We start from the raw sequence: 12,348 nt of genomic DNA, 5'->3' as shown, positions 1-12,348 counted from the left end.
TATGTCCATTTCAAATGTCGGTCCTGGTTTTTCGGGAATTACTCGCCGCCTAGAAACTACTGCTAGCAACAGCATTACTGTGAATGTCACCGCGACTTCAACGCTTGAAAGTGCCGCTAACAGCGAGCGCCTGGTTCTTTATGTGATAAACATGGGCAACGATTGGGTGACTGTAGACCACCGTAACGACGCTGTTTATGGACAAGGAATCATGCTTTCTCCTAATGGAGGAACTTATTTAATTGAGTCGGGAAATTTGGAGAAAAGGCTGTTACATGCCATTTGTGCTGCGGGGCGAACTACTACGTTAGCTGTTTATGAAGGTACTGGTGAAGCAGTAGCACAGACTTAATATGCCGGTGATTAATAAAAATGTTTTGTTTGTTAACACCCCGGGTGCGACTTTTTTGACCCCCATGAACTTAGAGGGTGTTTCTGTCAGCGTCATTGGTTGGAATCGGCTTACACCAAACAATACTTGGTGCGATTACTGATGGATATACTGACACTGCAACTGGTTGGGGGTGTGTAATAGATGGAGCCTACCGCGCTTTTTTTGAGATAGATTTAGGAGTTGATAGTAGGTACTACGTCGAAGCGCGAATAGGTATCCTTCTGGCAGAAGGATGGGAGCGTGGTGAAGGTATTTGGTTTATTGAAGCATCTCCTACCTCGAGTCCTCCCAATACTTGGATCGCCAGATATATTCGTGCCTGGGCTATTAAATTTAGGCCAACTGGAGTCGAAAGAGTAGGAGTTGTTCCAGCATGGGTTAATCGAAGGTATTTACGAATTGCGGCGGGAGATTGTGGACAGGGGTATGTTGAATTACGGATTTATGACTTAAAAGTCTGGACTTTTTCTGCACCTTAAAAAATCAAATAACTGAGTATGGGGGAAAGTATTTCATGCTTTGATGCTGGAGAGCTTCCCCCAGTGCCGTGGCAAGTCTACCCCCGGTAGTAAATTACTGGGGATTGAGATATCCAATTCGCCAAACTCGGAGGCAATTGAGCGTTAACTCAGAAAATCATACCGCGCTCCTGGGGAAGTCAATCCGGAGAGCCGCAAACAGTAGACAGGCTTGAAAGTCTTCTGGCTCCTAGTCAGGAAAGTCAGCTAAAATTTCCCTAGGCGTTACATTGTCTGCTAAAGTCTCTAAGATGTCGCTAACGCGAATTCTCATGCTAGCTACCCATCCAGGGAGGACCTCCACATTTGCCTGGGGTTTGAGTAATTCGACTAAGTAAATTAGCTTTATCTAACATATATCGGACTCTTATTTACCAAATGCTATCTCAGCGTCGGGGTGAGGTGGTTATGGGTGGCGATATGAAGACAATATCTATTTTACAAGCAGATAACCGAGGCGGGGCCTCTCTATCTTCGTACCCAGGCCGTTCCTGGGTACGAGAACAAAGCTTAGGTTCGTAGTAGGCGCTAAAGCGCCTACTACGAACTTCATGTGTTAAGCCAAAATATATACAATTCCTTCTGCTCAATTTTATATGGTCTGTTGCCTCAACCCCGATTGTCCCAATCCCATCAATCCCGACAGACAAAAACACTGTAGCGCCTGCGCCACAATTCTCACACCCCTACTACGAGGACGATACCGGGTGATTCAACCCTTGGGACAAGGCGGTTTCGGCAGGACTTATTTAGCCGAAGATGAAGATAAGCTCAATGAACGCTGCGTGGTTAAACAATTAACACCAAACGTCCGGGGAACTTGGGCGATGAATAAAGCAGTGGAATTGTTTAAGCAAGAAGCAATGCAACTGCAAAAACTGGGGGGTGAAAATCTCCAGATACCTTCATTATACGCTTATTTTGAACAAGATGGATACTTATATTTAGTACAACAATATATCGATGGACAAAATCTATTGAAGCTTTGGCAACAGCAGGGTGTTTTGCCAGAAAAAGAAATTCGGCAATTGTTACTAGATTTGTTACCCGTCCTCAAGTTTATCCACTCGCGGGGGGTGATTCATCGGGATATTAAACCTGAGAATATTATGCGCTGCCGGGACAACGAGCAGCCAGTGCTGATTGATTTTGGGGTTTCTGGGCAGTTGTCGCAAACGGTGATGGCGAAACCGGGGACAAATATCGGTTCCCAAGGCTATGCACCAATCGAACAAATGCAGGATGGGGAAGCATATCCGGCAAGCGATTTGTTTAGTTTGGGGGCGAGTTGTTTTCACCTATTTACGCGAGTTCATCCTTATCGCTTGTGGACGGAACATGGTTATAGTTGGACGGCGAATTGGCGACAGCATTTGCGGGGTTCGGTTAGCGATGATTTGCGTATGGTTTTAGATAAGTTGTTGCAAAAAGATCGTCAATATCGCTATCAGTCGGCGGAGGATGTTTTAAGGGATTTGCAACAGAAGTCTGCGCCAGTGACGCCACAGCTAAAACTACCTCAATCTGTTCCAATAACGCCAAAGGGATGGACGCGGCGAGGTTTGCTTAATTTTGCTGGATTTGCTGGTTTGGGATTGTTGGCGTTTGTAATATTTGGTGATAAATTTGTCAGGAATGAATCTCGCCAGGAAACGCCTATAATCATCACTAATAGGTTTCAATTTGAAGTTGTCGCTGTTGCCCAAGGTAATATTATCAACCGCAGTAATAACCAAGCGGAATTTTTTCGCGAAGATTTGGGTAATGGCGTATTTATGGATATGGTATTTATTCCCAATGGAACTTTCCAAATGGGTTCGCCAAATACAGAGCAAGGTCGAGGTAACGATGAAGCGCCGCAGCGTCGCGTCACTGTGGCATCTTTTTGTATGGGGAAGTATGCGGTGACGCAAGCACAGTGGGAAGCAGTTGCGGCATTGCCTCAAATTAATCTAAGTTTGAATCCGAATCCATCGGGTTTTAAAGCGGCAAATCGACCTGTAGAAAATGTATCTTGGAATGAGGCGATGGAATTTTGTGCGCGGTTGGCTAAAAAAACTGGACGCGCTTATAGATTACCAAGCGAAGCTGAATGGGAATATGCTTGTCGCGCTGGAACTAGAACACCTTTCTACTTTGGCGAAACAATTACAACGGATTTGGTTAATTACAACGGAAATTCTACATACGGGAATGCGCCGAAAGGAATTTATCGCCAGCAAACAACGGATGTAGGGAGTTTTCCGCCTAATGCATTTGGTTTATACGATATGCACGGAAATGTTTGGGAATGGTCTGCCGATGCTTGGCATGAAAATTATCAAGGTGCGCCTTCGGATGGCAGAGTTTGGGAAGGTGGAAGTAATATCCGGATGCACCGTGGTGGGTCTTGGAGTCGCAATCCGCAGGACTGCCGTTGCGCGTTTCGCGTCAGGCTCGGTGTGGACGATAGGTACGTCAGTATTGGCTTTCGGGTAGCCGTTGCGTTGGGGTTGGGTGCCTAGTTTCCTTTATTCTCTTTACCTGTTTTGCCCTTTGCAATTCTTTTAAAATTTTTTTTGAGAAACCCGGTTTGTTAAATTTAGATTTTGTACTGCTGTTGAAAGTACCCCAGAAAATTTTTTGATGTAGGGGCACGGCATGAGTAAATTTTGTTGCCAAATCAAAGTTTTTCGGTTGCCGTGCCCCGACCCACGTTGATGGTTGAATGGAACATTATGGGTGCAATGTTCACGATTTATCAGGCAAGACACCCGGGCACGGCAGCAATAAATTTTGTCGTCAAATCAAAGTTTTGCGGTTGCCGTGCCCCTACCGGCATTGATGATGGAATTCCACGATTGTTGGGGCACGGCAGCCATAAGTTAAATCAAAGTTTTGCAGTTGCCGTGCCCCTACCGGCATTGATGATGGAATTCCAGGATTGTTGGGGCACGGCCTGAAAAAGTTTTGTGGTTAAATCAAAGTTTGGTGGTTGCCGTGCCCCTACCGGCGTTGATGGTTGAATGCCATATTGTGGGCGCAAGTTGTAGGTTGAGTTGAGGCACGAAACCCAACCTATTATTATTGCAATTGCGTTAATAACCAAGCCACGACTTGTGATTGATCTCCTTGTAAATTTCGCTGTAAGGCTTCTTCCAGTATCGAAATAGAAAATCCTGGTAAAACTTGCGATTGGGTAATGCGTCTGCTTCCACTATCTGCGATGCTAAAAGCTGTGATTTGCGCTTGTTCTACATCGACTACCCAATATTCAGGTATTTCTAAATCTTCGTACAAGATGCGTTTGCGTCCCAAGTCGTCGGCGATGGTAGTTTTGCCGAGTTCTATTGCTAAGTCTGGTGGTTGATATGTATCTAGACTAATTATATTCGTCCCTCTCGGTACAATTTGGATGCGTTCTCCAATGTAATAGGATATATCTGGCTGACAATCGCGGACTCCTGTTTTGCGAAACGTGCAATTTGTCAAGCCTTTGACCGGAATACCTCTAATTCCAGCAAATAAGTTGATAACAAAGCTAACAATCGTGTTGTCGCTGGCGTGGTCGTGTCCAAGTGCTGCTATTTCTATCCTCATCTGACCGTTGTGATAATAGCCTTTGGCTTTTTCATACGCTGGGTCGTCAACAATTTGGATATATTCTTCCCAAGTTGCTGTCACCCATTGGTCAGTTACTATTTTGGGTTTTATGGTACTCATAATGCCCTCCAAGTGCCGTGAAATCCGGGGGGTATGACGCTGGGTAATCCTAATTTACATACGGGTTCTGAGTCTAGGGCTAGGCTGTCAAATACCCATACTTCGCTGGTGTCGGAATTACCATCATAAACAACGGTTAATATCCAACCTTTCTCGCTATTTTCGGCATCTGGGGCGTAGATGGGTTCTGTGGGGTAGCGATTGTCACCTAAGTCTGCTGCGGTGAGGGTTTGGGTGTGTTGGTCGAAACAGGCGATCGCTCCATACAATTCTCTGCCAATATCCGCCCCTTTTCGGTGCATGGAAAGATAGGTATAGCGGGAATTATGTCCTACTTGCGACGGCGGTACAATCGGAAATTCACAAGCTCGATCTAATAGTTGTTGCGATGCGATCGCAAGACCCGTTTCTGGGTTAATAAACACTTGCCAAAAAGTTCCTTCAGCAACGGTATTAGTTTCTCCAGCTGCTACTTGTTTCAGACGTTGATTTGTGGTAAAATCTTCAAAACGAACAAAGTCAATAACAATCGAACCCCTATCATCTACATAGCCATTAGAAAAGTGCCATTGAAACCAAGGTTCGGTTTCGCCTCGACTGACTAAAGATAAAGTTTCGCGGTCAAAAATTAGTACCTGCGTGCCTAATTGTGGTTTCCACTCCATCGCATCGCTGTAACTGTAAAAACCAGTTAGCACTGATAATAAATTAATCCGCACGGGTGGTATGAAAAAGACCAAATATTGCCCAGCTAAAACAAAGTCGTGGATTAAGGGAAGACCTTCTAAAATTGCTCTTCCCGTTTGGATAATTTTTCCCGTGGAGTCGCTTTTATAAATATTCAGGATTGAATTGATTCCGGGGGAAATGCCGAAGTTAAATATTTCTCCTGTTTTGGGGTCGCATTTGGGGTGGGCAGAATAAGGTAAATTATCGCTCAATCCGGATAAATTATCTAAGCCTTTTGTTTCTAAAGTTTGCAAGTCTAAGGCGTGGGGTTTACCGCCTTCCCAGAGTGCTAATAGTTTATCTGGTAATGCTAAAACCGAAGTATTGGCGGCATTTTTTACGGGTTTTAACCATTGATTCCAAATTGGTCCCGGTGCGGTCATGCCATAATTGCCGTAGAGGAATTTATCTGCTTGAGATTCTTCTAGGTAACCGGATGTTTGGACGTAGCGATAGACAGCGGTAGCATTCGATCCCCCCTGTCCCCCCTTGGTAAGGGGGGACAGGGGGGATCCCCCAATGCCTTGGGGGGTGTTGAAGTGGACCGCGAGAATCGCACCATCGCCATCAAACCAGTGTCCTACTCTGACACCCCCGCGTTCTAATCTACCTGGGCCGTTACGATAGAGAGTACCGCGCAAACCTTGTGGTATTTTGCCGCTGATGATGGGTAATTGAGTGGGGGGAAATTCGGTAGCAGGGGGGATAATTGCTTTAGCCCATGCTTTGCGAGTTGAAGATTTAGTTGCTGTTGTCATGTTTTTAGGGTGGGAGACGCTTGTAATTGAGCTTCTACTTCAGTTTGATGGGTGTGGGGGTCACGCTGCAACCTTCCAGAAGTGGGATTATTCTGCTAGTTACCTAACGCAAGTTGCTAGTTATAAACAAGCGCGTTGCAAGCTGGCTAATTGCTAATTGCTAATCTTGGATTTTTACTGACATTAGCCATTAGCCATTAGCCATTAGCTGCTATCGATGAGATAACTAGCAACTTGAGTTACCTATGCTTCTCAATCTCGGCAATGGGTAACAATAATGTCTCTTCAATTTCCATTCGCACAGCAGGACTCACATTACAACCGCTATTGAGGCAAACTACCAGTAATTGATTGGCATCGTAATACTGATGCAGTAATTCTTTTTGCTGTTCGCTGAATTGCCAATCGCGACCAATGTTGCAATGTTCAATCATCACTACCCTTAATTTCTCAGTCCAAGTTTGACCGTTAGCTTCCCACCATTGCTTAAATTGTACTTTGTTGTTATCCAAGTCGGGTAGTTGAGCTTTGAGTTGTTGAAGCGATCGCAAGAGTTCCAGCTCAATCTTACACTCAAGAGCGTGTTCCAGGGCAATAACCAGGGCATGAGCATGGTCGAGGGCGTTTTCAATTTCAACGTTTGGGTTAAGGGCAAGACCAACAGCACGGGCGCAGGAAATAGCACAGGCAAGGGAATGGTCGAGGTAGAGGGCATTGCTTCGGATCAACACAAGGTCAAGGCCATAAATGGTACGAGTAACCGCAAAAACCCGCTCGCGAACCAGGTAAAAGGTACGAATAGCTACTGTTTTGTAGGGCGCTGAAACTGAACTGGATTTTTGATGCAGCCAGGTCAAAAATTGCTGCATTTTCTCATCTTTTGCCGCCAACGCATCAATCTGTTGCTTGATTAAACCCAGATACTCATCAGCATTCTGCAACATCCCAGCCACCAGCAAAAAAACTTCTCGCCACCGCTTTTCGGCAATGTGTATCGTGAGTTTTTCTAAAGCTTGTGGAGCAGAACTGGCAACAATTTGTCTAGCTGTAAAATAGTCTTGAAACGTCACGTGGGAGAAAGAATAAATTCCCCTTGTCCGTTCCACCAACAACCCATGCTGCGACTCAATCGCTTTCAGCACTGCCTCACTATCGGTATACAATTCATCTGGGTCCCGATTGGCATTTGGTAAAGTACTCAAATAGTTGGCAATCAGTTGCTGTATTGTGTTTTGCTCAAAAAAATATTTGCCCTGTTCAGATGCGATCGCTGCTACTTGATCCAGCAGTTTTTTCTTGCGTTGCAAAGTCAGATTTTGATAAACTTCATCCCGGTGAATTCCTTTAGCTTCATCCCAGGTTTTAAGCAGAATATTCAGTCCTTGCTCGTATAACTTGGCTCGGTTGGACGGGAATTCAGATCTGGCTTGGAATACTAAACAGAGCAAATGCAATAAGATCGGTGTTCTAGCGAGTTCTCGGATTGGCTGATTTTCTCGGCGCTTCAAATTTCTCATAAACCGCTTCGCCCTGAATTTTCCCTCTGACCAGTCATTCCTAGCAACAGCGATAAACCACTTTTCGGCAAAAGATTTAATTTGCTCAAAGTCAAAATCTGCAATTTCAACATCTATGAAGTTGGGAAACCTATATTTAGAGGCAGCAATCCGACAGGAAATAATCAACTTATTTTTGTAATAATAGTCATAAAATTTCTGAATTTCGTCTATAATTTTGGATTCATCTTCAGAAGGCACTTCATCCAAACCATCGAGCAAAATCAGCCCTCTGCCGCGATTCAGTAACGTTTCGATCTTGTCTTGAGACAAAATGCCACAACTGCAAAATTCCCGGCTGATATAGTTCAATAAACTGAAATCGCGCTTATCCCTAGCATATTTAGCAAAATTTTTCAAGCGAATGAAAATCGGAACTTGGTCGGCTTGAAATTTCCCTTGATTGCACTGAATGGCTAGATGTTGCAAGAACGTAGTTTTACCTGAGCCTGGTTTACCCAGCACCATCAGTCGGTCATACCGTTGAACTGCCTCTAGTCCCGGTAATCGTTCTGGGTTCAAGCTTTGCATCAAGTCAGAAATTTCTAACCATTGCTGGCTAGTAATTTGCTCCAGAATGTTGACATCGACGTAGAGGTTTTCTATCTCAATTGGCTGGGAAATGTCCAACAGATGCATTTTGCCATACAAGGTTTGGATTTTGTCATGGCAATGCTGCCGCACTTGTTGTACCAGCAGATCAATGTCTGAATTTTGCTGTTGCTGTGGGGGCGGATTAGCGGGGGGAGGTGGTGCTGCTTCTAGATAGGCGATCGCTTGCCAGTCTAATTCCAATCTCTTACTAATATCGACAAAGTTGCCATAGTCAATCGCTTTGCCAGTAAAAAAGTTGACTACGGTGGAACGAGAAATCCCTAGATTAAAAGCCAAAGCCTGCTGGCTAGGAAAGCCACGACGCCTCAGAGCCAGTTTAACCCGGGGAATGCACTCTGGAGCAACTCTGAGTGACCGAGACATAGCGCTTCTGAACAGAAAGTTTCTGGGATCATCTTGGCTTTATTTTGAGTCAAGCGCAAGTCCAACACAAGTCCAACACAAGTCCAGCTATCTCAATCATCGCTCCAGCTGTATCTCAAGCAGGCGTCGAGTTAAATGAATTTATTCGCTCAAAAACGAGCGATCGCTTCTGACGCAGATCTACACGACTTACCCAAAGAAACCGGGTTTGTATGAAAAATGCCCCAGCGTAAGTCCCGATCTATAAATCCTCGTTTAGTTTAAGTGGAAAATTATGCCCCCAGATTGTGCAAAGCTTCTTGTCGTGGATGATGACCTCTGCATCCGGCATTTAATTTCTCGCTTTTTCAGTCAGCACAACTATGAAGTCAAGTCTGCTGAAGACGGTAAATCAGCGCGGCTCATGTTTGATAAATTCAACCCAGATATGGTGATTCTGGATGTGAATTTGCCAGATGCCAATGGCTATAATCTCTGTGAGGAAATGCGAAGCTGTAGCGATGTCTATGTAGTGATGCTAACGAGTCGGACTGATGAAGCCGATATTATCCAAGGATTTACTCAGGGTGCAGATGACTATATTACGAAGCCTTTCAGTTTGGCGGAACTAAGCGTCCGCGTGGGAGCCATTTTAAAGCGTCAGCGACACGTCACTGCTCCTCCCCAAAAATGTCTCGTTTTCGATAATTTGGTGATCGATCCCGTGCGTCGTGAGGTAAAACTCAACAACCAGATGGTATCTTTGACCGCTTTGGAATTTAATTTATTGCGCTTTTTAGCCAGCTATCCCGGTCAAGTTTGGCGTCGATCGGAGCTGCTGCAAGAGGTTTGGGAATATGATTATGTAGATTCCGATCGGCTGATTGATGTCCATATCGGTCAGATTCGCAAAAAGATTAAAACTGCTGGGAGTGATTCCTCATTAATTCAAACCGTTCGAGGTGTCGGTTACAAATTTGAGGCGGCAAGTAATATCATGTCCCTTGGCAACGGTTGTGTAACTGCTAATAGCTAATTGCTAATGGCTGCTCTTGGAGGCAATTGACAAGAGCGCAATTAGCAATTAGCTATTAGCCATCCATACACTACCGATCTCTCGCGGACATGATATAACGGGTAATACTAACTGTAACAAATCAGGAAAATTTAAAATTTACAGGACTTACGCTCAAAGGAAGCCAGAAACCGAGGCCATCACCTTTGTTTCGACCTAGATCTCTTTTCAGAGAAACTTTGGTGTTTGCGTAGTTCTTGGCGTAAGTCCTGATGTAAAATCGGTTGTCACTTCACTCCTACCTTCTGCAAGGCGGCGTCTATTTGATTGGCTTTTTGAGTTTTGTTTTGGGATCTGTAGAGTTGGCTGGCTTGTTTTAAGGTAGAAATTGCTTCGTCTAATTTACCTTGCCCTGCCAGTGCTACTCCCATGTTATGATGGGCTTCTGCGTAGTTGGGATTGAGGCGAATGGCTTCTACCCACATCTCGATAGCCTGGGATAGATTATTTTGCTTGTGCAAGGCGACGCCCATGTTATTGTATGCTTCTGGATCTTGGGGATTGAGGCTAATGGCTTTTCGTAGGGTAGCGATCGCATCATCAATTCTACCCTCATCGGCTAGATTCGCGCCCAATTTAACGTAAGCATTTGCATAGTTGGGATTGATGCGAATTGCTTCTTTATACGCTGCCATTGCTTCAGAGGCTTTACCTTGTTTGTTGAGGGCAATTCCTAAGTTATAGTTGGCTTCGGCATTGTTGGTCGCGATGCGAATGGCTTCTCTGTAGGCAGCAATGGCTGGTTCTAGCTTTCCTTGCGCTTGTAAAGTCACGCCTAAGTTAAAGTGTGCTTCGGCTAATTTGGGATCGTTGCGAATGGCTTGCCTAAATTCATTAACCGCTTCGTCAAACTTGCCCTGTTGATTGAGAATTAACCCCAAGTTTACCCTCGCTTCCGCATAGCTGGGGTCCAGTTCTACTGCTTTGCGAAATGCAGTTTCTGCTTCTTGAAGTTTTGCTTGTTGGTGCAGGGTCGTACCTTGATAAAAATAAGCAGTGGCACTTTCCTTTTGCGCTACAATTTCTTGAATTTTCTCGATTGCTGCTTTGGAGTCTCCCGACTGTTGTTCTACCAGGGCTAACCCTAGTTTGGCTTCTTGCAGCCTGGGATTCAACTGTAAGGCTTTTTCATGTGCTTGTTTAGCTGCTGCGGCATCTCCCAAGCGACGCGACGCTTCTCCTAAGTTAGTGTAGGCGTCTGCGTACCTGGGTTCTTGGCTAATTTGACGGCGGTAGCAGGCGATTTTTTCCTCTAGTTTTGCCCTTTCTGGCTCGTTGGGAAAGTCTTTTCTCAGCAAATCTGCCTGTGGGTCATCAATCAGAAATCCGCCACAGTCGATTGTAACCGTGAGGGGTGTGGATTTTGAGAATGGATTCCAACCAGTAAAGTACGAATAGGCGGCAATTCCTGCACCAAAACTAAGGGCAGCAGCAATAACCAGCCCAGTAGAAGCTTTCAACACGGGTAGTTACCTGCGGGCGTCTACAAGCCAATTGCACTTTCAGTTTACCTTTAAGGGTGCAATCGCGCTCGTTCTCAGTCAGGACTTTAGTAGTTTTTTCCTTCTCATGTCTGCGGCAGCCGCCAGGGACGCCGGTGACGCATAATGGGATGCTAAAAGCTAAAACCCGTTTTAACGAGTTTTAACGGGTTTTAACGGGTTTCTAGGTATATCTCGTGTTAAACCCACGATTTTTGCTATAAACCCGGTTTCTTTGCCTAAATTAGTGCTTTCTGAGTTAAGCCTCTACGCCCCAGATCCAGCTTCTCTGTGGGGATGTACTTGGAAGCGACTTTAATTCCCCCACGAGGCATAACCTTTTTTATTAGCAATTTTCTGAGTCTATCTTGGCTTGATTTTTAGGAAAGTGCAAGTCAAGCGCAACTAATGCAATAGTCAAGCATAAGTCAAGTATTGTCTAGCCGTAACTCCAACACTCGTGGTTTTTAATCAAGTTATGGAACACTTTGCTTTCCACAACTGATTCACCCGCACAACCCAAGTTCAAGGAGATTGACAGAACCATGTGTCTAGATAATACCTCTCAAGACCCATGTTCCTGCTGCCCCGAAATCATCGTGATTGAAGTAGTAGATATGGAACCCGATCCCGTGACCTTATCCGCAGCAGTTCATCAACCAGTCAAGGATTTGCTTCGTCAGCACTTGGTGCAGCGGGTTCCCGTTCCTGCACGCCCTAAACCTCTACCCGTTCGCGTTGGAGTCTGGTTTTAGGAACCCAATTAACAGCGTTGCTGAGTTCGAGATGATTTAAGACCAGACTTTAAATCATTCAGGACTTACGCAACATCTCTATATGTAGGGTGCGTTAACGCAGTGTAACGCACCATTTCTACCATATGTGGTTTCCCTGGGTAAGTCCTGTGATTATAACTCAGCAACTCTCCCATATTTTATCATATTATGACTTCCGCTCATATTCCGGATTTCTCTGAAAAATCGTTGAAAAGCTAACCAGAGATTTACGAAGGAACAAAGGTGATGGTCTCGACCTGCGTAAGTTGACAATTTGTGTATTTTTATAGCATCATGTTTAACTCAACACATAAATTGACAAAAATTATCATTTTTTTTCATATCCTTTCATTTTTGATTCTGTTGTTGCTTGTATTATTACCTCTGTTTTGCATGTTTTGG

General features: G+C 44.7%; 11 protein-coding genes. 6 read left to right on the top strand and 5 right to left on the bottom strand.

Translation table 11 applies throughout. The features are described 5' to 3' along the window. Both ACE1CM_RS19220 and ACE1CM_RS19215 read left to right on the top strand, forming a co-directional pair. Positions 1-352: hypothetical protein (locus ACE1CM_RS19220; RefSeq protein ID WP_374879388.1), on the top strand; the 352-nt coding region annotated here is incomplete at its 5' end. A gap of 77 nt (positions 353-429) precedes the next feature. Beyond that, positions 430-873: a hypothetical protein gene (locus ACE1CM_RS19215; RefSeq protein ID WP_374879386.1), complete on the top strand. Its 444-nt coding sequence runs from the start codon at positions 430-432 to the stop codon at positions 871-873. A gap of 229 nt (positions 874-1,102) precedes the next feature. Here ACE1CM_RS19215 and ACE1CM_RS19210 read toward each other — a convergent pair whose 3' ends face one another. Then, on the bottom strand, positions 1,103-1,186 hold the full coding sequence (locus ACE1CM_RS19210; protein ID WP_374879392.1) for a DUF433 domain-containing protein: 84 nt from the start codon (positions 1,184-1,186) through the stop codon (positions 1,103-1,105). 322 nt (positions 1,187-1,508) lie between these two features. Here ACE1CM_RS19210 and ACE1CM_RS19205 point away from each other — a divergent pair, with 322 nt between their 5' ends. Continuing rightward, positions 1,509-3,416: an SUMF1/EgtB/PvdO family nonheme iron enzyme gene (locus ACE1CM_RS19205; protein WP_374879384.1), complete on the top strand. Its 1,908-nt coding sequence runs from the start codon at positions 1,509-1,511 to the stop codon at positions 3,414-3,416. A 147-nt stretch (positions 3,417-3,563) separates the two neighbouring features. Then, positions 3,564-3,854, top strand: coding sequence for a hypothetical protein (locus ACE1CM_RS19200; RefSeq protein WP_374879382.1), 291 nt, complete (start codon positions 3,564-3,566; stop codon positions 3,852-3,854). A gap of 121 nt (positions 3,855-3,975) precedes the next feature. Here the strand turns inward: ACE1CM_RS19200 and ACE1CM_RS19195 are convergent, their stop codons facing one another. From ACE1CM_RS19195 to ACE1CM_RS19185, 3 genes are all read right to left on the bottom strand, one after another. After that, complete coding sequence (locus ACE1CM_RS19195) at positions 3,976-4,614, bottom strand: Uma2 family endonuclease (protein WP_374879380.1); 639 nt, start codon at positions 4,612-4,614, stop codon at positions 3,976-3,978. Next, positions 4,611-6,101, bottom strand: coding sequence for a carotenoid oxygenase family protein (locus tag ACE1CM_RS19190; protein ID WP_374879378.1), 1,491 nt, complete (start codon positions 6,099-6,101; stop codon positions 4,611-4,613). The genes ACE1CM_RS19195 and ACE1CM_RS19190 overlap by 4 nt, the downstream gene beginning before the upstream one ends. Before the next feature lie 239 nt (positions 6,102-6,340). After that, positions 6,341-8,635, bottom strand: coding sequence for an NACHT domain-containing protein (locus ACE1CM_RS19185; RefSeq protein ID WP_374879376.1), 2,295 nt, complete (start codon positions 8,633-8,635; stop codon positions 6,341-6,343). A gap of 274 nt (positions 8,636-8,909) precedes the next feature. Between ACE1CM_RS19185 and ACE1CM_RS19180 the strand changes: the two genes are divergently transcribed. Further along, positions 8,910-9,650, top strand: coding sequence for a response regulator transcription factor (locus ACE1CM_RS19180; RefSeq protein WP_374879374.1), 741 nt, complete (start codon positions 8,910-8,912; stop codon positions 9,648-9,650). A gap of 266 nt (positions 9,651-9,916) precedes the next feature. Here ACE1CM_RS19180 and ACE1CM_RS19175 read toward each other — a convergent pair whose 3' ends face one another. Continuing rightward, positions 9,917-11,152 (bottom strand): tetratricopeptide repeat protein, encoded by a 1,236-nt coding sequence (locus ACE1CM_RS19175; RefSeq protein WP_374879372.1) that lies wholly within the window; start codon positions 11,150-11,152, stop codon positions 9,917-9,919. A gap of 617 nt (positions 11,153-11,769) precedes the next feature. Here ACE1CM_RS19175 and ACE1CM_RS19170 point away from each other — a divergent pair. Next, on the top strand, positions 11,770-11,925 hold the full coding sequence (locus tag ACE1CM_RS19170; protein ID WP_374879370.1) for a hypothetical protein: 156 nt from the start codon (positions 11,770-11,772) through the stop codon (positions 11,923-11,925). The last annotated feature ends 423 nt before the right edge of the window (positions 11,926-12,348 follow it).

The sequence above is a fragment of the Microseira sp. BLCC-F43 genome (genome assembly GCF_041929235.1).
Lineage (GTDB): Bacteria > Cyanobacteriota > Cyanobacteriia > Cyanobacteriales > Aerosakkonemataceae > Microseira.
Note: the sequence above shows the minus strand (reverse complement) of the source record. Positions and strands in the feature narration are given on the sequence as shown.

Bases quoted from the DNA above. Each gene is read 5' to 3' on its own strand.
- ACE1CM_RS19205 (WP_374879384.1), top strand. From the start codon at position 1,509: ATGGTCTGTTGCCTCAACCCCGATTGTCCCAATCCCATCAATCCCGAC.
- ACE1CM_RS19190 (WP_374879378.1), bottom strand. From the start codon at position 6,101: ATGACAACAGCAACTAAATCTTCAACTCGCAAAGCATGGGCTAAAGCA.
- ACE1CM_RS19185 (WP_374879376.1), bottom strand. From the start codon at position 8,635: ATGTCTCGGTCACTCAGAGTTGCTCCAGAGTGCATTCCCCGGGTTAAA.
- ACE1CM_RS19180 (WP_374879374.1), top strand. From the start codon at position 8,910: ATGCCCCCAGATTGTGCAAAGCTTCTTGTCGTGGATGATGACCTCTGC.
- ACE1CM_RS19195 (WP_374879380.1), bottom strand. From the start codon at position 4,614: ATGAGTACCATAAAACCCAAAATAGTAACTGACCAATGGGTGACAGCA.
- ACE1CM_RS19210 (WP_374879392.1), bottom strand. From the start codon at position 1,186: ATGAGAATTCGCGTTAGCGACATCTTAGAGACTTTAGCAGACAATGTA.